General features: G+C 62.2%; 20 protein-coding genes. 15 read left to right on the forward strand and 5 right to left on the reverse strand.

The features are described from left to right. The first annotated feature begins 130 nt into the window (after nt 1–130). From LQ249_RS24955 to LQ249_RS24965, 3 genes are read left to right on the forward strand one after another with little or no spacing between them, the layout of a single operon-like run. Entirely contained in the window at nt 131–1,252 is a 1,122-nt protein-coding gene (locus LQ249_RS24955; RefSeq protein ID WP_232565961.1) for a glycosyltransferase family 4 protein, read from the forward strand. Beyond that, nucleotides 1,245–1,988 carry a DUF2334 domain-containing protein gene (locus tag LQ249_RS24960; protein ID WP_232565962.1) on the forward strand — a complete coding sequence of 248 codons (744 nt, stop codon included), beginning with the start codon at nt 1,245–1,247 and terminating at the stop codon, nt 1,986–1,988. Before LQ249_RS24955 ends, LQ249_RS24960 begins: the two co-directional genes overlap by 8 nt. Then, nucleotides 1,985–3,085 (forward strand): lysylphosphatidylglycerol synthase transmembrane domain-containing protein, encoded by a 1,101-nt coding sequence (locus LQ249_RS24965; RefSeq protein WP_057004534.1) that lies wholly within the window; start codon nt 1,985–1,987, stop codon nt 3,083–3,085. Before LQ249_RS24960 ends, LQ249_RS24965 begins: the two co-directional genes overlap by 4 nt. Nucleotides 3,086–3,212: 127 nt before the next feature. Here LQ249_RS24965 and purU read toward each other — a convergent pair whose 3' ends face one another. Next, nucleotides 3,213–4,061, reverse strand: coding sequence for a formyltetrahydrofolate deformylase (gene purU / locus LQ249_RS24970; RefSeq protein ID WP_017847102.1), 849 nt, complete (start codon nt 4,059–4,061; stop codon nt 3,213–3,215). Nucleotides 4,062–4,408: 347 nt separating this feature from the next. Here purU and mvaT point away from each other — a divergent pair, with 347 nt between their 5' ends. After that, on the forward strand, nt 4,409–4,783 hold the full coding sequence (mvaT, locus tag LQ249_RS24975; RefSeq protein WP_005790963.1) for a histone-like nucleoid-structuring protein MvaT: 375 nt from the start codon (nt 4,409–4,411) through the stop codon (nt 4,781–4,783). Nucleotides 4,784–4,874: 91 nt separating this feature from the next. Here mvaT and sbcB read toward each other — a convergent pair whose 3' ends face one another. Further along, the gene (gene sbcB / locus LQ249_RS24980; RefSeq protein WP_108524485.1) at nt 4,875–6,302 is read right to left on the reverse strand and encodes an exodeoxyribonuclease I; all 1,428 of its coding nucleotides are present in this window, start codon (nt 6,300–6,302) and stop codon (nt 4,875–4,877) included. A 167-nt stretch (nt 6,303–6,469) separates the two neighbouring features. On the opposite strand from sbcB, the gene LQ249_RS24985 reads away from it, so the two are divergent. Genes LQ249_RS24985 through LQ249_RS25010 form a run of 6 tightly spaced genes read left to right on the forward strand, consistent with a single transcriptional unit; the run spans nt 6,470 to nt 13,140 of the window. Continuing rightward, a complete protein-coding gene (locus LQ249_RS24985; RefSeq protein ID WP_026139913.1) occupies nt 6,470–7,162 on the forward strand; it encodes an RDD family protein in 693 nt (230 codons plus the stop codon). After that, entirely contained in the window at nt 7,159–8,139 is a 981-nt protein-coding gene (locus LQ249_RS24990) for a stage II sporulation protein M (RefSeq protein WP_017846071.1), read from the forward strand. Before LQ249_RS24985 ends, LQ249_RS24990 begins: the two co-directional genes overlap by 4 nt. Further along, nucleotides 8,126–9,655, forward strand: a complete 1,530-nt coding sequence (locus tag LQ249_RS24995) for a DUF4129 domain-containing protein (protein WP_046490046.1) — start codon at nt 8,126–8,128, stop codon at nt 9,653–9,655. The genes LQ249_RS24990 and LQ249_RS24995 overlap by 14 nt, the downstream gene beginning before the upstream one ends. After that, nucleotides 9,652–10,809: a DUF4350 domain-containing protein gene (locus LQ249_RS25000; protein ID WP_057004537.1), complete on the forward strand. Its 1,158-nt coding sequence runs from the start codon at nt 9,652–9,654 to the stop codon at nt 10,807–10,809. The genes LQ249_RS24995 and LQ249_RS25000 overlap by 4 nt, the downstream gene beginning before the upstream one ends. Then, nucleotides 10,806–11,801 (forward strand): AAA family ATPase, encoded by a 996-nt coding sequence (locus tag LQ249_RS25005; protein ID WP_057004538.1) that lies wholly within the window; start codon nt 10,806–10,808, stop codon nt 11,799–11,801. Before LQ249_RS25000 ends, LQ249_RS25005 begins: the two co-directional genes overlap by 4 nt. Before the next feature lie 7 nt (nt 11,802–11,808). Beyond that, nucleotides 11,809–13,140 (forward strand): DUF58 domain-containing protein, encoded by a 1,332-nt coding sequence (locus tag LQ249_RS25010; protein WP_057004539.1) that lies wholly within the window; start codon nt 11,809–11,811, stop codon nt 13,138–13,140. Nucleotides 13,141–13,200: 60 nt separating this feature from the next. Here the strand turns inward: LQ249_RS25010 and LQ249_RS25015 are convergent, their stop codons facing one another. Then, nucleotides 13,201–13,560 (reverse strand): PilZ domain-containing protein, encoded by a 360-nt coding sequence (locus LQ249_RS25015; protein WP_046385190.1) that lies wholly within the window; start codon nt 13,558–13,560, stop codon nt 13,201–13,203. Nucleotides 13,561–13,787: 227 nt separating this feature from the next. Continuing rightward, nucleotides 13,788–14,162, reverse strand: coding sequence for a tetratricopeptide repeat protein (locus LQ249_RS25020; RefSeq protein WP_017139782.1), 375 nt, complete (start codon nt 14,160–14,162; stop codon nt 13,788–13,790). A gap of 172 nt (nt 14,163–14,334) precedes the next feature. Here LQ249_RS25020 and pyk point away from each other — a divergent pair, with 172 nt between their 5' ends. Next, nucleotides 14,335–15,786, forward strand: a complete 1,452-nt coding sequence (pyk, locus tag LQ249_RS25025; protein ID WP_046382238.1) for a pyruvate kinase — start codon at nt 14,335–14,337, stop codon at nt 15,784–15,786. A 92-nt stretch (nt 15,787–15,878) separates the two neighbouring features. Here the strand turns inward: pyk and LQ249_RS25030 are convergent, their stop codons facing one another. Then, nucleotides 15,879–16,823: an iron-sulfur-binding ferredoxin reductase gene (locus tag LQ249_RS25030; protein ID WP_201021479.1), complete on the reverse strand. Its 945-nt coding sequence runs from the start codon at nt 16,821–16,823 to the stop codon at nt 15,879–15,881. Between the two features lie 217 nt (nt 16,824–17,040). Between LQ249_RS25030 and LQ249_RS25035 the strand changes: the two genes are divergently transcribed. The 4 genes from LQ249_RS25035 to LQ249_RS25050 all read left to right on the forward strand — a co-directional run bounded on the left by LQ249_RS25035 (nt 17,041) and on the right by LQ249_RS25050 (nt 23,291). Continuing rightward, nucleotides 17,041–18,564, forward strand: coding sequence for a fumarate hydratase (locus LQ249_RS25035; RefSeq protein WP_017846082.1), 1,524 nt, complete (start codon nt 17,041–17,043; stop codon nt 18,562–18,564). Between the two features lie 105 nt (nt 18,565–18,669). After that, nucleotides 18,670–20,436, forward strand: coding sequence for an ATP-binding protein (locus tag LQ249_RS25040; protein WP_057004541.1), 1,767 nt, complete (start codon nt 18,670–18,672; stop codon nt 20,434–20,436). Further along, complete coding sequence (locus LQ249_RS25045) at nt 20,430–21,755, forward strand: sigma-54-dependent transcriptional regulator (protein WP_193039586.1); 1,326 nt, start codon at nt 20,430–20,432, stop codon at nt 21,753–21,755. Before LQ249_RS25040 ends, LQ249_RS25045 begins: the two co-directional genes overlap by 7 nt. A gap of 216 nt (nt 21,756–21,971) precedes the next feature. Beyond that, nucleotides 21,972–23,291, forward strand: coding sequence for an MFS transporter (locus LQ249_RS25050; RefSeq protein ID WP_046382234.1), 1,320 nt, complete (start codon nt 21,972–21,974; stop codon nt 23,289–23,291). Nucleotides 23,292–23,365: the final 74 nt, after the last annotated feature.

Raw genomic sequence — 23,365 nt, forward strand, 5'->3', positions numbered from 1 at the left:
ACCTTGTGGGAGCACAGGTCCGCCTTGCGCCCACATTGACCTTTATCAACTTGAGCGCGCGCGCCCCCAATTCCGATCGAACATCTATCATTACCTCAGGTCCACGTAAGGAGAGCTACGGATCGGAGGAATGTTCATCGTGCATATCGCGGACATCACCATGTTCTACGCCCCCGCCAGCGGCGGCGTACGCACTTATCTCGACGCCAAGCACCGGCGTCTGACGCTCAAGCCCGGTATTCGCCACAGCCTGTTGGTCCCCGGCGCGCACTTGAACGAACGGGATGGGATATTCAAGGTGCCGGCCCCCGCCCTCCCCTTCGGCAAAGGCTACCGCTTCCCCCTTCGGCTCGCGCCTTGGCGAAATGTCCTGCACGATTTACAGCCCGATCTGATCGAAGTCGGCGACCCGTACCTGACCGCCTGGGCGGCGCTGGATGCACGACGCCAACTGGATGTGCCCGTCATTGGTTTTTATCACTCGGATCTGCCGCTGCTGGTGAGTAACCGCATGGGGTCGTGGTTTACCCCGAACGCTGAAGCCTACGTCAGCAAACTCTATGGGAATTTCGACCGGGTACTGGCGCCCAGCCAAGTGATGGCTGACAAGCTCATCGGGCTTGGGGTGAATAATGTCTTCGTGCAGCCGCTGGGGGTCGACCTGCAGACGTTCTGCCCGGACGTCCGCGACCCGGGCTTGCGCGCCGAACTGGGGATCGCCGCGGATACCCGGCTGCTGATCTTCGCCGGGCGCGGTTCCAAGGAAAAAAACCTGCCGCTGCTGCTCAACTGCATGAAACGCCTGGGGGACAACTACCACTTGCTGTTGGTGGGCTCCGGCATGCCGGCCAGCGTGCCGGACAACGTCACCGTGATCGATGGGTTCCGCCCCGCCCAGCATGTCGCCCGGCTGATGGCCAGCGCCGACGCGCTGCTGCATGGCGGCGATCAGGAAACCTTCGGCCTGGTAATACTGGAGGCCATGGCCTGCGGCATACCGGTGGTCGCCGTGGCGGCCGGCGCATTTACCGAGATCATTGACGAGCGCTGCGGCCTGCTGTGTACGCCCAATAATCCACGGGCCATGGCCGATGCGGTGCGCGAGCTGTTCGGTGCCGACAGCCGTCGCCTGGGCGCGCAGGCTCGGCGTCATGTCGAACAGCATTACGCCTGGGAGACGGTCGTCGACAGCCTGTTGACGCACTATTATGCGGTGCTGGGCAGCCACAAGCCGATGCTCGCCCATGGATGAGCGTTCGGTGCTGCTGGTGCTGCACGATGTAGCGCCGCAGACCTGGGCCGACTACCGCCCATTCGTCGCAGCCGTCGACGCGTTGGGCGGCGTGCCCATCACCTGGCTGGTGGTGCCGGAGTTTCATCATCATGCCCCCCTGACCGCCCATGGCGACTTTCGCCGTCTGCTGGACAGCCGCGTGGCCAAGGGCGATGAGCTGACCTTGCACGGCTACTACCATTGCGACGATCAACCGGCTCCGCGCACCCCCAAAGCCTGGTTCATGCGGCGCCTGTATACCCATGAGGGTGAGTTCTACCAACTGCGCCAGGATCAGGCGCTGCAGCGTATCAGCGATGGCATCGCGGTATTCCGTCGCTACGACTGGCCGCTGCAAGGCTTTGTCGCTCCCGCCTGGCTGATGAGCCGCGGCACCCGCCAGGCACTGCGCCAATTGCCGCTGACCTACACCAGCGACCCGCAGCATCTGTACCGGCTACCCGACTTCACGCCGGTCAACGCCCCGGGGCTGGTGTGGAGTGCGCGCAGTGCCTGGCGCCGAGGGCTGTCCAAGTGTCTCAGCGACCGACGGGAACAGCGCTGGCAGGCGGCCCCGGTGATTCGCCTGGGGCTGCACCCGGTGGACATGCGCCACGAATTTTCCCGCCGCTACTGGCTTGAAACCCTACAACGCCTGCTCAACACCGGACGCACACCACTGACCAAGGCCGCTTGGCTGGCCACCCAGCCATGAGCCGGGTGATCTGGCTGCTGCTGGGCCTGCTGCTGGCGCTGGCGATTCCCGTGTGGCTGGGAGGTGGCGAAACCGTTACGCGCCTGAAGCAATTCCCGCTGCCCCAACTGTCGCTGATGTTCGGCATGATTATCCTGTGCTGGCTGATCAACAGCGTGCGTATCCGCTTATTACTGGGCGAGCAACGCGGCCAACTGGGGCGACTCAACAGCCTGGGCGTGGTGATATCGACCGAATTCGCCATGTGCGCCACGCCCGGAGGTAGCGGCGGGCCACTGACACTGATGGTCCTGCTGGCGCGCAACGGCATACGTCCGGCCCATGGCAGCGCGGTGTTCGCCATGGATCAGTTGAGCGACCTGCTGTTTTTTTTCTGCGCACTGGTGGGGATCGCGTTGTACGCAGTGTTCCACAGCCTCAGCCCACGCCTGGAGTGGCTGTTGGGGCTCAGTGCGGCATCGATGGTGGGCGCAGTGTTCAGCGCTGTGCTGCTGGTGCGCTTTCATCGCCGCCTGATACGCCTGAGCGGCACCTTGCTCCAGCGATGCAAGGTAAGCGCCGCGACTCGCCGGCGCTGGGCGCGCAAAGTATTGCGCTTCCTGGCGGCATTTACCCAAACGCTGAAATTGCCGTGGCGCACCCTGTCCGCCGTGTTTGCCTTGACCAGCCTGCATTGGATACTGCGCTACAGCGTGCTTTACCTTGCGGTGCAAGGGTTGGGAGGCGATGTGCAGTGGGCCTGGAGTTTCCTGATCCAGATGCTGTCGCTGACGGCGGGCCAGTTCAGCCTTATGCCCGGCGGGGCCGGTGCGGCGGAGTTGACGTCAGCGGCCTTGCTGGCGCCCTGGCTGGGCAAATCCAGCGCAGCGGCGGCGATTCTGATCTGGCGGGCGGTGACCTACTATTTCTATCTGCTGGCCGGTGGGCCGGTGTTTCTGCTGATGCTCGGCAGGCCGCTGCTCAAGCGTCTGTTTCAGGGGACGCCGGCCGTTTCTGCAACTCGTCCCACAATTGGGCTGCCCCAGGAAAGTCAGTACCATCCTCGGCCTCCAGCTCATCCGGGTCATAGCGACTCAGACACCCCTCGCCCAACGTAGCGGGCGCCCTGGACGTAGCTTTATCGAGTGGATCGGTCATGGGCTTGTCCTGCTGGGCAGATCAATGAAAAAAGGCCTGGGACGATTTAACGCCCAGGCCCTTCATTCTTCAATCAAAACGCGTTGATCAGAACACGACTGTTTTGTTGCCGTGTACCAGCACGCGGTCTTCCAAGTGATAGCGCAGGCCACGGGCCAGGACCATTTTCTCGACGTCACGGCCGAAGCGCACCATGTCGTCAATGCTGTCGCTGTGGCTGACACGCACCACGTCCTGCTCGATGATCGGGCCGGCGTCCAGTTCTTCGGTGACGTAATGGCACGTTGCGCCAATCAACTTCACGCCACGCAGGGAAGCCTGGTGGTACGGTTTGGCACCGACAAACGACGGCAGGAAGCTGTGGTGAATGTTGATCACCTTGCCGGCGTATTCGCGGCACAGTTCCGGCGGCAGGATCTGCATGTAGCGCGCCAGCACCACGACGTCGGTTTCATGCTGCTTGACCAGGCGGGACACCTCGGCGAACGCCGGTTCCTTGTCCTGCGGGTTGACTGGCACATGGTAGTACGGGATGCCATGCCACTCGACCATGCTACGCAGGTCGTCGTGGTTGGAGATCACGCAGGCGATCTCACAGTCCAGCTCGTCGCTGTGCCAGCGGTGCAGCAAGTCCGCCAGGCAGTGCGATTCACGGCTGGCCATCAACACCACACGTTTTTTCTGCTCGGTATCGCTGATGTGCCAGATCATCGAAAACTCTTCGGCGATCGGCGCAAACGCCTCGCGAAACGCCTCAAGGCCAAAGGGCAGCGTATCGGCACGGATTTCGTGGCGCATGAAGAACCAACCGCTGAGATTGTCCGAGTGATGGCTCGCCTCGGTGATCCAGCCGTTGTGGGAGGCCAGAAAGTTACTGACTTTGGCAACGATGCCAACCCGGTCCGGGCAAGCGATCACCAGCCGAAAAGTGTGCATTAGGGGGGAACTCCAGAACTTCGCAAAGGCGGTCATTCTAGCGATTACGCAGAAAAACTGCAGTATCCGTTGACGCTTATTCTGCCCTCGCCTTGACCACACCCCTTAATAACGTAGGGTTTTACCACCGCTATATGCATGTGCATCGGCACGCTCAGGCAGTTAGCGGAAATTAAGCAGGTAGTCTTTGCCCATACCCGCTACTAATTAACTCGTTTGCATAGATTTGCCACAAACATTCAAAGTAATTCACATAAATGTTCCCTTAAATGTTTACTTGGGGAAATAGCCTGACTATTATTGGGCCACTATCCCTGTCAATCAGCGCTCTACATAAGGTAGTCCACATGTCCCTGATCAACGAATACCGTGCCACCGAAGAAGCTATCAAAGAGCTGCAAGCCCGTTTGAAGAATCTGTCCCAAGACGACAAACTGCAAACCGAGCTGGAATTCGAAGGCAAACTGCGTACCCTGATGGGTGAATACTCCAAATCCCTGCGTGACATCATCGCGCTGCTGGACCCAGAGTCTAAAGTTAAAGCACCGCGCGGCGCAGTGAAAACTACCGGCACCAAGCGTGCCCGCAAGGTCAAGCAATACAAAAACCCGCACAACGGCGAAGTGATTGAAACCAAAGGTGGCAACCACAAGACGCTGAAAGAGTGGAAAGCCAAGTGGGGCGGTGATGTGGTTGAAGGCTGGGCTACCCTGCTGGGCTAAGCCTCGCCAGGCTCTTGCCTGATACGCGACAGACGAAAAACGCCAGCTTGCTGGCGTTTTTTTATTGTCTGAATAATCTGCAATTGCCTGATTACAGATTGAACCGAACGGCTAAAGAGTCAGCATACTCCTGCCATTGATCCAGCACCTGACGCTGAAACGGCGTGGCACTAACAGCCAATTCAATACGAGCACGTTTAAATGCCTCCAAGGTATTGGGTGCACCCCATTCGCCATCTGACAAGCGTTGCTGACAGAAAAGTTTCCAGCGTTGTTGCTCCTCGCTGTTCAAGGTTGCAGGAAAGTTGCGCGCACGGTAGCGAAATAATAATTCCGGCAAACGCTGATCATCAAAGGGCCACTGCTGCCGCGCCAATTGCGCCGGCTCTGCCGCGCGGACTTGTTCGCACAAACGACGATCGCGGTCGCCGATAAAACCATCATAGAGCTGCTGCTCCGGGTCCGAACTCGGTGCAAAATCTTCCTCGGCATAAATCTCCGCCAACTTGTCGCGCCAAACTTCCTGTGCGTCAGTTAGCCGCAGCGCCCGCGCCTGATAAGCGTCCATATCCAATTGCAGTCGTTCACGGTCTTGCGCCCGCAGCACATTCAATGGCGCCACCACCGGGCAGCGGTTGATATGCAACAACTTGAGCGGTACCGGTAACTCGCCTGCGGCCAGATCATCACGACGGGTGTAGAGGCGCTGACGCAAGGTATTGGCGTCGAGGTCCAGCAGCCCTTGCGGATCAAGGCCCAGGTCACAGACGATCAACGCGTTGCGATTGCGCGGGTGCCAGGCCAGCGGTAGTACGACGCCGAGGAAATGGCGCTCGGCTGAAAAGCGCCCGGAGATATGCACCATCGGTTGCAGCAGCCGCACCTGGTCCATCACCCGTTGCTTGCTGCGCAATTGGAATAGCCAGTCGTACAACCTGGGCTGTTTTTCACGGACCAATCGGGCCAGGGCAATGGTCGCGCGCACGTCGGACAACGCATCGTGGGCCTGGCCATGGGCGATCCCGTTGGCCTCGGTCAAACGCTCCAGCTTGAGGGTGACACGCCCATCCTGCTCGGGCCAGACGATTCCCTCCGGGCGCAGCGCGTAGGCGGTACGCATCACATCGATCAAGTCCCAGCGGCTGTTACCGCCCTGCCATTCACGCGCGTAAGGGTCGAAGAAATTGCGATAGAGGCTGTAACGGGTCATTTCATCGTCAAACCGCAGGGTGTTGTAACCCACCCCACAGGTACCGGGGACCGCCAGTTCGGCATGCACCCGCGTCATGAAATCGGCTTCGGCCAAGCCCTTTTCCGCCAGCATGCGCGGGGTGATGCCGGTGATCGCACAGGCCGCCGGATGGGGCAGGATATCGTCGCTGGGTTGGCAATACAGGTTGACCGGCGGGCCAACCTCGTTGAGGTCGACATCGGTGCGAATACCGGCGACCTGGAGGGGGCGATCGCTGCGCGGGTTGATGCCGGTGGTTTCATAGTCGTACCAGAAAAGAGTGGTCACGGGCTATTCCTGTGCTGAAGATCGACGAAGTCTAGGCGCTGGAAGGTGCCTGAGGCCAGCGCCAGTTCAACTGTATAAACATCCAGCAAAACCTTGAATGGTTGCTTCCATCGCCGACACTGCTAGCATCCGTGTCTTCCAACCGCTCTGCGCTGCCAAGGATCGCGATGCCATCAGCTCCATTGGATACCCGTTACCAGATCGAGACCCCGGAGGGCATCGACCTGCCCTTGCGCCCGGCTGGCCTGCTGCCACGTGCACTGGCCTTCGCCTTCGACCTGGGCGTGCGCGGGTTGCTCATGGGCATCCTGCTGGTTCCGTTGGCCCTGCTCGGCAACATCGGCATAGGGCTGGGCTCATTGCTGCTGTTCCTGGTCAGTTGGTGGTACATGGTGCTGTTTGAAGTACTCAACCAGGGCTGCTCGCCGGGCAAGCAGGTCATGGGGATGCGCGTGGTACAGGATGACGGCACGCCCATCGGCTGGTCGGCCTCACTCATCCGCAACCTGCTGCGCTTTGTCGATATGCTGCCGTTCGGCTACTTCCTCGGCGCCATCAGTTGCCTGCAGCACCCTAACTTCAAACGGCTCGGTGATCTGGCGGCCGGCACGCTGGTGGTCTACCGCGAACTGCCATTGGCACGCCCCAAGGTGCCGCAGGCCCCTGCCCTGCGCCTGCCATTTGCCCTGGACCTGAGCGAACAGCGCGCCATCCTCAATTTCGCCGAGCGCCAGGGCGAACTGTCCGCCGAGCGAGTACAGGAACTGGCCTCGATCCTCGCCACGCCCCTGCAGGTGTCCCCGGCTCGCGCTGTCGAGCAGCTCAACGGCGTGGCCCGTGGCTTGCTGGGGCCGACATGAAACAGAGCCTGTTCGAAAGCCGTCATCAGCCCCAATGGCAAGCGTTCGCCGAACAACTGACGCAGTTGGAACAAGGCAAGGCCAAGGCCGCTGAGCTGGCTGATTTCCCTCATCAGTATCGACGCCTGTGCCAGCACCTGGCCATGGCCCAGGAGCGCGGCTACAGCAGTTACCTGGTGGACCCGCTGCAACAACTGGCCCTGCGCGGCCACCAACAGCTGTATCGCCACCGCAGCCAATTGGGTGCGAACGTATTGGCTTTCCTGCTGGCCGGTTTCCCCCGGCTGGTGCGTGAACAGTGGCGCTTCGTGTTGATCGCCAGCCTGCTGTTCTTCGGCAGCCTGGTGGGTATTGCGCTGCTGGTGTACCTGTTTCCCGAACTGATCTACAGCGTCGTCAGCCCCCAGCAGGTGGCCGAGATGCATAGCATGTACGACCCGGACGCCAGTCGCCTGGGCCGCGTCGCCGAACGTGCATCCAGTGAAGACTGGATGATGTTCGGCTACTACGTGATGCACAACATCGGCATCGCCTTCCAGACCTTTGCCGCGGGCTTGCTGTTCGGCCTGGGCAGCGTGTTCTTTCTGATATTCAACGGCCTGATCATCGGTGCGATCTCCGGGCACCTCACTGAAATCGGCTACGGCCAGACCTTCTGGTCGTTTGTCATCGGCCACGGTGCCTTCGAACTCAGCGCAATTGCCCTGGCTGGCGCGGCAGGCTTGCAGTTGGGCTGGGCGTTGATCGCTCCGGGGCACCTGACACGCGGTGAATCCCTGCGGCTGGCGGCACGTAAAAGCGTGCAGATGCTCTGCGGCGTCATGCTGTTCCTGCTGATCGCAGCATTTATCGAAGCCTACTGGTCTTCCACCACCGCGATCGCGCCTTGGGTCAAATACCTGGTGGGCGCGGGGCTCTGGCTACTGGTGGCCGCCTACCTGACCCTTGCCGGACGGACTCGCCATGCGCCTGAGTGATGCCAGCGTAGTGATTCGCCCGCGAACATCATGGGAAGCCATGGACCTGGGCGTGTTAATGGCCCAGGAACACCGACTGCTGCTGATGGCCAGTTGGGCGCTGGTGAGCCTGCCGATATTCATCGCGCTTAGCGTTCTGTTGTGGCAATACCCGTCCACGGCCTTGTTTGTGTTCTGGTGGTTGAAGCCGGCCTTCGACCGGCTGCCCCTGTATATCCTGTCCAAGGCCCTGTTTGGCGAGACGCCCAGCCTGAAACAGGCCGTGCGTCACTGGCCGCGCCTGCTCAAGGGCCAACTCCTGGCCAGCCTGACCTGGCGGCGACTGAGCCTGAGCCGCAGCTTTTTGATGCCGGTCAGCCAACTCGAGGGCCTGGATGGTCAGGCACGCCAAAAACGCCTGGGCGTGCTGCAACAACACAACGCCGGCGCGGCCCGCTGGTTGACCACGCTCGGTGTACACCTGGAAATCGGCCTGTGGTTCGGCTGCATGGCGCTGTTCTATCTGTTCATCCCCCAGCAGGTTGAACTGGATTGGGACTGGCAACGGCTGGCCCTGGCAACCGGCCCGGAGGGGTTGTGGCTGGAACACCTGAGCAACGCCTTCTACGCGCTGGTCCTGGTGTTCTGGGAACCGATCTACGTCGCCTGTGGATTCAGCTTGTACCTCAACCGTCGCACCGTGCTGGAAGCGTGGGACCTTGAGCTGGTTTTTCGCCGCCTGCGCCAGCGCCTGAGCAGCGCGGCCCCGTTGCTACTGCTGGTGATCGGGCTGATGCTGCTGCCGCTGGGCCGACCCGCGATGGCCGATGACTCGCCCCCCACCCGGCAAGTCACCCCCCAATCCGCCAGCCAATCGATCAAGGCGCTGCTGGACAAGCCTCCGTTCAAAAATCCGGAAACCGTCACGCGCTATCGCTTTGCTGACGAAAAACCCAACACCAAGCCCCAGGCACGCGGTGAGGGCAAACTACCGGCCTGGCTGCAAGCACTGCTGGACAACTTCAACAGCGACGCCTTCAAGCACCTCGCCCAAGGCCTGGAGGTGCTGCTGTGGAGTCTGTTGGCGGGCGGCGTGGCGTTGCTCGCCTGGCGTTATCGCGAGTGGCTGCGCACCTTTGTCAGCCGGCGCGGGCCACGCCAACCCAAGCTCGCCAAACCGACACCCACCCAACTGTTCGGCCTGGAGCTGGGCGCCGAAACCCTGCCCGATGACATTGCCAGCGCCGCCGAGCGACTATGGCCCAACCACCCCAGGGAAGCACTGGGCCTGTTGTATCGCGGGCTGCTCAGCCGGTTACTGCACGACTTCAACCTGCCACTGAAAACCGCCGACACCGAAGGCCAGGTCCTGGAACGCGTTCAACGCTTGCAACAACCACAATTGCTGGCATTCAGCGACGAATTGACCCGGCACTGGCAAAACCTCGCCTACGGGCACCGCCTTCCGCCCGCGGTGGTACAGCAGCAGTTGTGCAACGATTGGCGCACCCTGTTCAGCTCGGGAGTCGCCCGATGAAGCGGCCATTGCTGTGGGTGGGGTTGCTGCTTGCTTGCCTGCTGGGGGCGGGCGGCCTGTATGTGTGGCACAAGGCAATGCCTTATGACGAAGTGGTGGATCGCGGCCCTTCACCCGAAGCATTGGGCAATCCCTACCTGGCGGCCGAACACTTTCTGCGCCAGCAAGGCCTGGCGGTGGAGCGTGCCAGCGGCCTTGAACGGCTCTCCGATCTGCCCCCCAGAGGCCGCAGCCTGTTGCTGCTGGGCGAACGCGACAACATGACCCCGCGCCAGGTGGATCAACTGCTGGACTGGGCAAAGTCCGGTGGCCACCTGCTGGTGGTGGCCGAAGCGCTGTGGGATGAAGAAACCGCTAAAAGCGGCGACCTGCTGCTCGACCGCCTGCATATCCAGCAGACCTTGAGCGACGAATCCGAGCAACCCGCTCCGGCACGCAAACAGAAAAAACCGGACCTGACCAAACTCTATGTCGACAATGAAACCGCCCCGGCGTATTTCAGCTTCGATACCGACTTCAATCTCACCGACCCCAAGCACCTGGCCCAGTTCTCCGCCAACAGCGCCAGGTCCAGCCACCTGATGCAACTCAATCTCGGCCAAGGCCGTGTGACAGTCGTCACCGACAGCGACTTATGGAAAACCCCGGGAATCGGCCAACACGATAACGCCTGGCTGCTGTGGTACCTCAACCAGGGCACCGACGTGAGCCTGCTGTTCAACAGCGACGTGGACGACCTGTTCACCTTGTTGATGCGCTATTTCCCCCAGGCGCTGGTGGCGCTCGCCGCGCTGATCGCCCTGGCGCTCTGGCAGGCCGGCATGCGCCAAGGCCCGATCCACGCGCCAGCGCCCAGAGCACGCCGACAACTGCAGGAACACTTGCAGGCCAGCGCCGACTTCCTGCTGCGCCGCAGCGGCCAGGGCGCCCTGTTGCACGCCTTGCAGCGCGATATCCTGCGCGCCGCAAGGCGGCGCCACCCTGGCTTTGAACACCTAAACACCGCAGACCAGTGGCAGGTGCTTGAACACCTGACGCGCCAACCCTCTCACGTGATCAGCCAGGCCCTTGGCCCACTTGCGGCAAAACGGCTTTCCAGCGCCGATTTCAGCCGCCAGGTGGCTTGCCTGCAAACTCTCAGGAATGCACTATGAGCGAATTTCCAACGGCCACTGCCCTGACCACCGAAACCCTGCAACACGCCAGCCGCCAAGCCCAGGCGTTGCGCGTTGAGCTGCGCAAGGCGGTGATTGGCCAGGACCAGGTGATCGACGACGTCCTCACCGCCTTGATCGCCGGCGGCCACGTGCTGCTTGAAGGCGTACCCGGCCTGGGCAAGACCTTGTTGGTTCGGGCCCTGGCCCGTTGCTTCGGCGGCGACTTCGCGCGCATCCAGTTCACGCCGGACCTGATGCCCAGCGATGTCACCGGGCACGCCGTGTACGACCTGCACACCGAGCAGTTCAAGCTGCGCAAGGGGCCGTTGTTTACCCACCTGTTGCTGGCCGACGAGATCAACCGCGCGCCGGCCAAGACCCAGGCCGCCTTGCTCGAGGCCATGCAGGAGCGCCAAGTGACCCTTGAGGGCGAAGCGCTGCCCATCGGCCAACCGTTCATGGTGCTGGCCACCCAGAACCCCATCGAGCAGGAAGGCACCTACCCGCTGCCCGAGGCCGAACTGGACCGTTTCATGCTCAAGGTGCGGATGGACTACCCCGACTCCCAACAAGAGCTGGAGATGGTGCGCGAAGTCACGCGCTCATCCCGGGCCGACATGCTCGACGTACAACCCCTGCGCACCGTGCTGCAAGCCGAGGACGTGTTGCAACTGCAACAGATCGCCAGCGAACTGGCGCTGGACGAGCAAGTGCTCGACTACGCCGTGCGCCTGGCACGGGCCACCCGCAGTTGGCCGGGGCTGACCATCGGTGCCGGCCCACGCGCATCCATTGCCCTGGTGCGCGGCGCCCGTGCCCGCGCCTTGCTGCGCGGGGGCGAGTTCGTCACCCCGGACGACATCAAGGGCTGCGCCCTGGCGGTGCTGCGTCATCGCGTTCGCATCGCCCCCGAGCTGGATATCGACGGACTGGAAGTGGACCAGGTCCTCCAGCAACTGCTGGACCAGATTTCGGCACCTCGGCAATGACCCATCCATGAAGCCGACCCGTCTGCTGTTGATCTGGCTCGGCGTGCTGCTGGGCCTGAATATATTGCTGGGCGCCGCACAGGCGTTGCAGCTCCCGGTGCCCGACAGCCTGCATTCGGTGGCCTGGGGTCTGCTGCTGGCGCTGTTGTTGCTGGCGCTATTGGACGCGATGCGCCTGCGCCGTCGTCCGTCCGCGCGAGTACAACGGCAGATGCCCGGCAGCCTGGCATTGGGACGCTGGGGCGAAGTACGCCTGACGCTTGAACACGATTACCCACAACCGCTGACGGTGCAGGTGTTCGATCACGTCCCCGACGGCCTGAGCCTGGAACACATGCCGCAGTCGATCGAACTGCGCCCCGGCGAACGCAGCGAACTGGGCTATCGGCTGCGCCCCCTGCGGCGTGGGCACTTCAGTTTCAGTCGCTGCGAGCTGCACCTGCCCAGCCCCTTGGGGTTGTGGTCCGCACGGCGCTTTATTGAGGTCAGCGATGCCACCCGGGTCTATCCGGATTTCGCCCGCCTGTATGGCGCGCAGCTCTTGGGTGTGGATAACTGGCTGAGCCAGTTGGGCGTGCGTCAACGCCAGCGCCGGGGGTTGGGGCTGGAGTTTCATCAACTGCGCGAGTTTCGCGAGGGCGACAGCCTGCGGCAGATCGACTGGAAAGCCACCGCACGCCAACGCACGCCGATCGCCCGGGAATACCAGGACGAACGCGACCAGCAGATCGTGTTCATGCTCGATTGTGGTCGGCGCATGCGCAGCCAGGACGCAGAGCTGTCCCACTTCGATCACGCGCTCAATGCCTGCCTGCTGCTCAGTTATGTTGCCTTGCGCCAGGGCGATGCCGTCGGCCTATGCACCTTTGCCTGCGACCAGCCGCGCTACCTGGCGCCCGTCAAGGGCACCGGGCAGTTGAATCTGTTGCTCAACACCGTCTACGACCTCGACACCACGCGACGCGCGGCCGACTACGAAGCCGCGGCCAACCAGTTGCTGGCTCGGCAGAAACGCCGGGCGCTGGTGATCGTGGTGAGTAACCTGCGGGATGAGGACGATGAGGCACTGCTGACCGCGGTCAAACGCATCAGCCGGCAACACCGGGTACTGGTCGCCAGCCTGCGCGAAGAAGTACTCGACCAACTGCGCCTTTCGCCGGTGCAAACCCTGCCCGAAGCGCTGGCCTACAGCGGCACCGTCGACTACCTCAATCAACGCGACGAACTGCATGACCGCCTGAACGCCCATGGGTTGTCGGTACTGGATACGCGCCCCTCGGAGTTGGGCGCCGCCCTGGTGACACGTTACCTGGGCTGGAAAAAAGCCGGCGTTCTGTGAAAACAGCGCACACCCCGGCTTGGGTCGCTACACCCAAGCCGGGGCGACTGCGCGCTATGTCTAAGCGGACGCCTGTAAGGGGTCAAAGCTGAAATACTGCAGCAAGGCATTGATCAGTTGGCCGTATTCGGCAGGCGCCTCAGCCACGCTGAAACCCGAGTCGTAATGCTGGGGATTGATGTCCTCGTGACTCCATAAACAGGTCGCCGTGAAATCAACTGCCTGGAAATCACCGTCGACCGTGGGAATCTTCAAGCGCAGCTCGAACGCCACGTCGACCATCATCGGCAATTGACTGATCAACATCAGTCCTTCTGCGGATACGTTACCCAAGTAACCAATGGGCTTATCCGTAAGCCGGTTGAACACTTGCAGGAAACAAGACAATTGATGCCGCTCAATTCGTCGGTCGGTAAACATGATGATATCGCCATCCATTGGCCATAACTCTGGCCACGCCAGTGATTCGGAACGGGCCAAACACCCCCGCTCTCCCTGGAGATCGGTGCGACAACAGCTAGCGCTTTGCCACTCTACAGCCTGCCAATCCCAAGTGTTCCATCCGTTTGGACACAAACTTGTACAAACGGACATTCAAAGAATAGCCTAAGACTGGCAACGGGCCAGCTACGCAACGACAAATACCATCACAACGACGCCGGACGTGGCTGCGCAACGCTCGCGCCGGAGTAGTGCCCCAGTTGTTGCAGGGTGTCGAGACGCGCACGGGCCCGGTAGGCGTACTCGCTGGACGGGTACTGGTTGATGATGAACTGATAGGTTTGCACCGCGTCGACGAACAACTTCTGTCGCTCCAGGCACTGCCCGCGCAACATCGAGACCTCCGGCTGCACATAGCGCCGGGTGCGACTTTCCCGGTCGACCTGGGACAATTCCAGGGTCACGCGCTCGCAGTCACCAACCCCATACGCACGGTAGGCGTTGTTCAAATGGTGGTCCATCGACCAGCGGGTACAGCCGACAACACTGACGGCCAGGGCAGCAATGAGCAAAATTCGCATGAGGGTTCTCCTGTCTTGTGCAGTGTATCGACCCCTCGTCAAAAATCTTCAAGGTTGTTCAGCTATTCAACCGGAGCGAAAAGCGAATCGCCGATAAGTAGTGCAAACGAACAATGACTACAACCAAAGAGCATAGTAGCCTTCCTCAGCGCTTGAACTCAGGAGTCTGTGCATGTCCGTCCGTCGTACCAAAATCGTCGCCACCCTTGGCCCGGCCAGTAACTCGCCGGAAGTCCTCGAACAGCTGATTCTGGCTGGTTTGGACGTTGCCCGTCTGAACTTCTCCCACGGCACCCCGGACGAGCACAAGGCTCGCGCCAAGCTGGTGCGTGACCTGGCCGCCAAACACGGTCGCTTCGTCGCATTGCTGGGTGACCTGCAAGGCCCGAAAATCCGCATCGCCAGATTCACCGACAAACGGATCGAGCTGAAGATCGGTGACACGTTCACCTTCTCCACCAGCCACCCGCTGACCGACGGCAACCAGCACGTCGTGGGTATCGACTACCCGGACCTGGTCAAGGATTGCGGCGTCGGCGACGAACTGCTGCTGGACGACGGTCGCGTGGTCATGCGAGTCGACACCGCCAGCGTTACCGAACTGAACTGCACCGTGCTCATCGGCGGCCCGCTGTCGGATCACAAAGGCATCAACCGTCGCGGTGGTGGCCTGACGGCGCCGGCCCTGACTGAAAAAGACAAGGCCGACATCAAGCTCGCCGCCGAAATGGAAGTGGACTACCTCGCGGTGTCCTTCCCACGCGACGCTGCCGACATGGAATACGCGCGCAAACTGCGCGACGAAGCCGGTGGTACTGCCTGGCTGGTGGCGAAGATCGAACGCGCCGAAGCCGTGGCCGATGACGAAACCCTCGACGGCCTGATCAAGGCGTCCGACGCGGTGATGGTTGCCCGTGGCGACCTGGGCGTGGAAATCGGTGATGCCGAGCTGATCGGTATCCAGAAAAAAATCATCCTGCACGCACGCCGCCACAATAAAGCGGTGATCGTGGCGACCCAGATGATGGAGTCGATGATCCAGAACCCGATGCCGACCCGCGCCGAAGTGTCCGACGTGGCCAACGCCGTGCTCGACTACACCGACGCCGTGATGCTCTCGGCTGAAAGTGCCGCTGGCCCGTACCCGCTGGAAGCCGTCCAGGCCATGGCGCGTATCTGCATCGGTGCCGAAAAGCACCCGACCAGCAAGACCTCCAGCCACCGCATCGGCAAAGTGTTCGAAAGCTGCGACCAGAGCATCGCCCTGGCCGCCATGTACACCGCCAACCACTTCCCTGGCGTCAAAGCGATCATCGCCCTGACCGAAAGTGGCTACACGCCGTTGATCATGTCGCGTATCCGTTCCTCGGTACCGATCTACGCGTTCTCCCCGCACCGCGAAACCCAGGCCCGCGCGGCGTTGTTCCGTGGTGTCTACACCGTACCGTTCGACCCGGCGTCGTTGCCGCCTGAGCAAGTCAGCCAGGCTGCCATCGACGAACTGCTCAAGCGTGGCGTGGTGGAGAAAGGCGACTGGGTCATCCTGACCAAGGGCGACAGCTACCACACCATCGGCGGCACCAACGGCATGAAGATCCTGCACGTTGGCGACCCAATGGTCTGAGTAATCTGCTGAAAAAACAAAGCCCCGCCCTGTGAATGGCGGGGCTTTTTGCTTTGCGGCTCACAGTGATGGGCTTGCCTGTGGAAACGTCATCAGCACCCGCTGATCGACCTGGACAGGAACACATCAGCCAACAGTTGATTGCGCGGCAGCCCTGCCAGGAACAGGCGCTTGGAGAACGCCTCGACGCTGGCCGGATGCCCGCAGAGCAAGGCCAGTGTTTGCCGGGAAACCAGCCGCAGTTGCGCCAAGGCCGGGGTCAACTGCGCCGCCGTCCACAGCTCCACCGTCAGGTTCGGATGGCGCTCGGCCAGCGCTGCCAGGGGCTCGGCCAAGTAGTGACCGCTGGCATCGTGGGCCAGGTGAATCACGCGGATCGCGCCTTGGTGGTCCTGGCGCAACGCCTCACGCAACACGCCCCACAACGGGCCCAGGCCGGTGCCGGACGCCAACAGCCACAGTGGCCGGGTTTGCCAGTCGGGGTCGTACTGCAAAGCGCCGCCGCGCAGTTCGCCCAGGCGCAGACGGTCACCGACGCGCAACTGTCGAGCGGCATCGCTGAACGCGCCGGGCTGACGGCAGTCGAGATGAAACTCCAGGAACGGATCTTCCTCGGGCAGGCTGGCCAAGGAATACGGGCGCGCCACCGGCCCCGCCCACAACACCAGATGCTGCCCGGCCCGGTAGCGCAGGCCGCGCTCCGGTTGCAGACGCAGGCGCAGCACATGCGTGCTCAACCACTCCACGCCGACCACCGCGGCCGGCACGCCGTCACGGCTCGGGTCAAACGCTTCGACGTGCAGGTCCGCCGTCACCCGGCACTGGCAGGCCAGGCGCCAGCCGTTCTCGCGTTGCGCCGGGCTGAGGGCGTCGGGCTGCTGATCCTCGACCTCGCCCCGGCAACGCACCAGGCACGCATGGCAACTGCCGGCGCGGCAACTGTAGGGCACGGCAACGCCGGCCTGGTTCAGGGCATCCAACAGGTTGCTGCCGGTGGAGACCGACCAGTGGCGTTCGCCGACGTACAGTTCAGGCATACAAGGTCTCGGATCAAAAAAGCCTACACAGGGAATCACGCCCGGCAGAGTTTGACCATAGTCGGGTGTATCGGCCACCGTGCCGGGTTATACTGCCGCGCCTTTTTAGCGTCGCGCCAGCATCACTCGGCGTGCCTTGGAAAGGTGGTTTCAGCCGACCGATACACCCCACTGAAGCCACCTTTATTGAATGTTCCCTTATAGAGGAGCGCGACTCATGACCGTGATCAAGCAAGACGACCTGATTCAGAGCGTTGCCGACGCCCTGCAATTCATTTCCTACTACCACCCCGTTGACTTCATCCAGGCAATGCACGAAGCCTACCTGCGCGAAGAATCGCCGGCAGCCCGTGACTCCATCGCCCAGATCCTGATCAACTCGCGCATGTGTGCCACCGGCCACCGCCCGATCTGCCAGGACACCGGTATCGTCACCGTGTTCGTGCGCGTAGGCATGGACGTGCGCTGGGACGGCGCCACCATGGGCCTGGACGACATGATCAACGAAGGCGTGCGTCGCGCCTACAACCTGCCGGAAAACGTCCTGCGTGCTTCGATCCTCGCCGACCCGGCGGGCGCGCGTAAAAACACCAAGGACAACACCCCGGCGGTGATCCACTACTCCATCGTCCCGGGTAACACCGTGGAAGTGGACGTGGCCGCCAAGGGCGGTGGTTCCGAGAACAAGTCGAAAATGGCCATGCTCAACCCGTCCGACTCGATCGTCGACTGGGTGCTCAAGACCGTTCCGACCATGGGCGCCGGCTGGTGCCCACCGGGCATGCTCGGCATCGGCATCGGCGGCACCGCCGAGAAAGCCGCCGTGATGGCCAAGGAAGTGTTGATGGAATCCATCGACATCCACGAGCTGAAAAAGCGTGGCCCTTCCAACCGTATCGAAGAGATGCGCCTGGAGCTGTTCGAGAAGGTCAACCAACTGGGCATCGGCGCCCAGGGCCTGGGTGGCCTGACCACCGTGCTCGACGTGAAGATCATGGATTACCCGACCCACGCCGCCTCCCTGCCGGTGTGCATGATCCCCAACTGCGCCGCCACCCGTCACGCGCACTTCGTGCTCGACGGTTCGGGCCCGGCATCGCTGGAAGCGCCACCGCTGGACGCCTACCCGGAAATCGTCTGGGAAGCCGGCCCTTCGGCCCGTCGCGTCAACCTCGACACCCTGACCCCGGAAGACGTGCAGAGCTGGAAGCCGGGCGAAACCGTGTTGCTCAACGGCAAGATGCTGACCGGTCGCGACGCGGCGCACAAGCGCATGGTCGAGATGCTGAACAGGGGCGAAACCCTGCCGGTGGACCTCAAGGGTCGCTTCATCTACTACGTCGGCCCGGTTGATCCGGTGCGCGACGAAGTGGTTGGCCCTGCCGGCCCGACCACCGCGACGCGGATGGACAAGTTCACCCGTCAGATCCTCGAACAAACCGGCCTGCTGGGCATGATCGGCAAATCCGAGCGCGGCCCGACCGCCATCGAAGCGATCAAGGACTACAAGGCCGTGTACCTGATGGCCGTAGGCGGTGCTGCTTACCTGGTGGCGCAAGCCATCAAGAAGTCGCGCGTGGTGGCTTTCGCCGAACTGGGCATGGAAGCGATCTACGAGTTCGAAGTGAAAGACATGCCGGTCACCGTTGCGGTGGACAGCAAAGGCGAATCCGTCCACATCACCGGTCCTGCCATCTGGCAGAAAAAGATCAGTGAAAGCCTGGCGGTAGAAGTGCAGTAAGCGCTTCTTCGCACCGATAAAGGCGACTGCGGCTACACAGCCCAGTCGCCTTTTTTATCGCGCATGCTATGGTGCTCCCCCCTAATTGCAGCTGTTCATCTCCGTATGATCGCGATCCCTCGCCCCCTGCGCCTGACCTTCTACTCCCTGTTGATCATCGCCGGTGCGGTGCTGGCCGCTGCCTTGGCCACCCGCCACGCTGAACGCCAGGCCCTGGTGGACGATGCCGCCCGTGCCAATCAGCAATTAGCGCTGTACGCCAACTCGCTGCACACCCTGATCGAACGCTACCGCGCCCTGCCCGCCGTGCTGGCACTGGATTCGGAAATGATCAGCGCGTTGAAAGGCCCGCTGGATGCCGCGACCCAGGACCTGCTCAACCGTAAACTGGAACGTATCAACAACGCCGCGCAGTCCTCCACATTGGAACTGATGGACCGCACCGGCCTGGCCGTGGCCGCGAGCAACTGGAAGCTGCCGAGCAGTTACGTCGGGCACAATTATGCGTTCCGGCCTTATTTCAGGCAGACCCTGAGCCAGGGCACCGGGCGCTTTTATGCGGTCGGGGTGACCACCGGCGTGCCGGGGTATTTCCTATCCAGCGCGGTGCTCGATGAACACGAGCAGTTCCTCGGCGCGATGGTGGTCAAACTGGAGTTCCCCGAACTCGAGCGCGAATGGGCCCAGGGCAACGACCTACTGCTGGTCAGCGATGCACGCGGCATTGTGTTTATCGCCAACCAGCCGGGCTGGCGTTATCGCAACCTGCGCCCGCTGTCGGCCAGCGACCTCGCCGAACTCACGGCCACCCGCCAGTACGACAAGAAACAGCTGCAATCGCTGGAGACCCAGACCCTGCAACGTTTCGACGAAAACAGCCACCTGATGCGCGTCAACGGCCCCGACGGCAACGCCCGGTACATCTGGGAATCCCTGCCGCTGAAGGGCGAAGGCTGGACCTTGCACCTGCTGCGCAAACCCCAGTTCGCCTTCGAAGACCAACGCAACGCCGGCCTCGCCGCCGCCGGTTCATGGCTGGCGCTGGTGTTCCTGGTGCTGTTCCTGACCCAGCGCTGGCGCCTGGCCCGCATGCGCCAGCGCAGCCGCGAAGAGCTCGAACAGCTTGTCGAGGAGCGCACCCAGGCCCTGCGCACGGCCCAGGATGGTTTGGTGCAATCGGCCAAGCTGGCGGCGCTGGGGCAGATGTCTGCCGCCCTCGCCCATGAAATCAACCAGCCGCTGACCGCGCAGCGCATGCAATTGGCGACCCTGCGCCTGCTGCTCGACCATGGCCGCGTGGAAGATGCCTACAAGGCGCTCACACCACTGGACGACATGCTCACCCGCATGGCCGCGCTGACCGGCCACCTCAAGACCTTCGCCCGCAAAAGCCCCAGCGGCCTGCGCGAGCGCCTGGACCTGGCCAGTGTGGTCGACCAGGCCCTGCAACTGCTCGACGCACGCCTGCGCGATGAAGGCATCGGCACCGTGCTGGACCTGACCCGCCCCGCCTGGGTCCGTGGCGACGCGATCCGCCTGGAACAAGTACTGATCAACCTGTTGCGCAATGCCCTCGACGCCATGGCCAACAAGCCGCGCAAACGCCTGGAAATCCGCCTGCACGCCGATGAGCAACTGTGGCAACTGACCGTCAGCGACAGCGGCGGCGGCATCGCCGAAGAACACCTGAACAGCGTGTTCGACCCGTTCTTCACCACCAAGCCCGTGGGTGATGGACTCGGCTTGGGGCTGGCGGTGTCCTACGCTATCGTGCATGAACTGGGTGGACGCCTGTGCGTCGCTAACCGTGGCGACGGCGCGGTGTTTACCCTGACCCTGCCTATCGCGCTGGAGACGCCGGAGCTATGTTGAATGCGGTGATTGTGGTCGATGACGAAGCCAGCATTCGCACAGCCGTTGAGCAATGGTTGAGCCTGTCGGGATTTGACGTGCAGTTGTTCAGTCGCGCCGAGGCCTGCCTGGCGCAACTGCCCAAGGACTTTCCCGGGGTGGTGTTGAGCGACGTGCGTATGCCCGGCCTCAGCGGCCTGGAACTGCTGGCCGAAGTGCGGCGGCGCGACGCCGACTTACCGGTGATCCTGCTGACCGGCCATGGCGATGTGCCGATGGCCGTCGAGGCCATGCGCGACGGGGCCTACGACTTCCTGGAAAAACCCTTCAGCCCCGAAGCCCTGCTCAACAGCCTGCGTCGCGCCCTCGATAAACGTGGGCTGATCCTGGAAAACCGCCGCCTGCATCAACAGGCCGATCATCGGACACAACTGGAAAACAGCCTGCTGGGCGTGTCCCGCAGCATGCAGAACCTGCGCCGCCAGGTGCTCGACCTGGCGACGTTGCCGGTCAATGTGCTGATCCGCGGCGAGACCGGCAGCGGCAAGGAACTGGTCGCCCGCTGCCTGCACGACTTCGGCCCGCGGGCGAAGAAAGCCTTTGTCGCGCTCAATTGCGCGGCAATCCCCGAGCAGCTGTTTGAAGCCGAGCTGTTCGGCCACGAGAGCGGCGCGTTTACCGGCGCTCAGGGCAAGCGTATCGGCAAGCTGGAATACGCCCACGGCGGCACGCTGTTTCTGGATGAAATCGAAAGCATGCCCCTGGCCCAGCAAGTCAAATTGCTGCGGGTGTTGCAGGAGCAGAAGTTAGAGCGCCTGGGCTCCAATCAGAGCATCCACGTCGATCTGCGCATCATCGCTGCGACCAAACCGGACCTGTTGGAAGAAGCCCGCGCCGGACGCTTTCGCGAAGACCTGGCCTATCGGCTGAACGTCGCACAACTGCGCCTGCCGCCCCTGCGCGAGCGCCGTGAAGATATACCGCTGCTGTTCGATCACTTTGCGCAAAGCGCCGCCGAACGCCTGGGCCGCACCGTTGAACCGCTGAGTGGCGCGCAACTGGGGCGCCTGCTCAGCCATGACTGGCCGGGCAACGTGCGCGAACTGGCCAACGTCGCCGAACGCCAGGTGCTGGGGCTGGGCGAACCGGAGCCCGAAGGCATCGAGGCCGGGCAATCATTGGCGGCGCAACAGGAAGCCTTCGAGGCCCACTGCCTGAAAGCCGCACTGACCCGACACAAAGGCGATATCAAGGCGGTACTGGCCGAGCTGCAACTGCCCCGGCGCACCTTCAACGAGAAAATGCAGCGGCATGGGTTGGTGCGCGAGATGTTTCTCTAGGGCGTTCTTTGTGGTGTTTTCAAAGACGCCATCGCAGGCACGTCATAAGCGGATTTCCGCTCACCCACCCCAGAACCATCGGCGGCTTTCCGCTCAAAAAAAGCTGCAAACCCTTCTAGATCGGACCTTCCCCCACCTGGCACAGCTCCTGCTATAGCCCCAGTCAGGCTGTGCTCAGGCACGCTCCATAAAAACAACTATCTGAAGGTTCCTTCAATGGATAACTCCAATACTTTGCCTCTGGGGTCGGCGGCTGCGCCGGCGAAAGAACGCACCACCACCAGCCGCATCAAATCGATCTTCAGCGGATCGGTCGGCAACATGGTCGAGTGGTACGACTGGTACGTCTACGCGGCGTTCTCGCTGTACTTCGCCAAAGCCTTCTTCCCGAAAGGCGACACCACCGCCCAACTGCTCAACACCGCTGCGATCTTCGCCGTGGGCTTCCTGATGCGCCCGATCGGCGGCTGGCTGATGGGCCTGTATGCCGACCGCGCCGGTCGCAAGGCCGCGTTGATGGCCTCGGTGCTGCTGATGTGCTTCGGCTCGCTGATCATCGCCCTGAGCCCGGGTTATGAAACCATCGGCGTCGGCGCACCGATCCTGCTGGTGTTCGCCCGTCTGCTGCAAGGCTTGTCGGTGGGTGGCGAATACGGCACCTCGGCCACTTACCTGAGTGAAATGGCGACCAAGGAGCGTCGCGGTTTCTTCTCCAGCTTCCAGTACGTGACCCTGATCTCCGGCCAGCTCATAGCCCTGGCGGTGCTGATCGTGCTGCAACAAGTGCTCACCACCGAGCAACTGTACGATTGGGGCTGGCGTATCCCGTTCGCCATCGGCGCCCTGTGTGCAGTGGTCGCGCTGTACCTGCGTCGCGGCATGGAAGAAACCGAGTCGTTCACCAAGAAGGAAAAAGCCAAGGAAAGCGCAATGCGTACCTTGATGCGCCACCCCAAGGAACTGATGACCGTGGTCGGCCTGACCATGGGCGGCACCTTGGCCTTCTACACCTACACCACCTACATGCAGAAGTACCTGGTGAACACCGTCGGCATGAGCATTTCCGACTCCACCACCATCTCGGCGGCGACGCTGTTTCTGTTCATGTGCCTGCAACCCCTGGTCGGCGCGCTGTCGGACAAAGTCGGCCGCCGTCCGATCCTGATCGCCTTCGGCATCCTCGGCACGCTGTTCACCGTGCCGATCCTGACCACCTTGCACACCATCCAGACCTGGTGGGGCGCGTTCTTCCTGATCATGGCGGCGCTGATCATCGTCAGCGGCTACACCTCGATCAACGCGGTGGTGAAGGCTGAGCTGTTCCCCACCGAAATCCGCGCGCTGGGCGTGGGCCTGCCGTATGCGCTGACCGTATCGATCTTCGGCGGCACCGCTGAATACATCGCGCTGTGGTTCAAGAGCATCGGCATGGAAACCGGCTACTACTGGTACGTGACCGCATGTATCGCGGTGTCGTTGGTGGTCTACGTGACCATGAAAGACACCCGCAAGCACTCGCGGATCACCACGAACTAACCGCCGAACGCAGTCACGAATGTGGGAGGGGGCTTGCTCCCGATCGCGGTGTATCAGTCAACTTGTCTCAAGCT

The sequence above is a fragment of the Pseudomonas sp. 7-41 genome (assembly GCF_021233075.1).
Taxonomy (GTDB): Bacteria; Pseudomonadota; Gammaproteobacteria; order Pseudomonadales; family Pseudomonadaceae; genus Aquipseudomonas; species Aquipseudomonas veronii.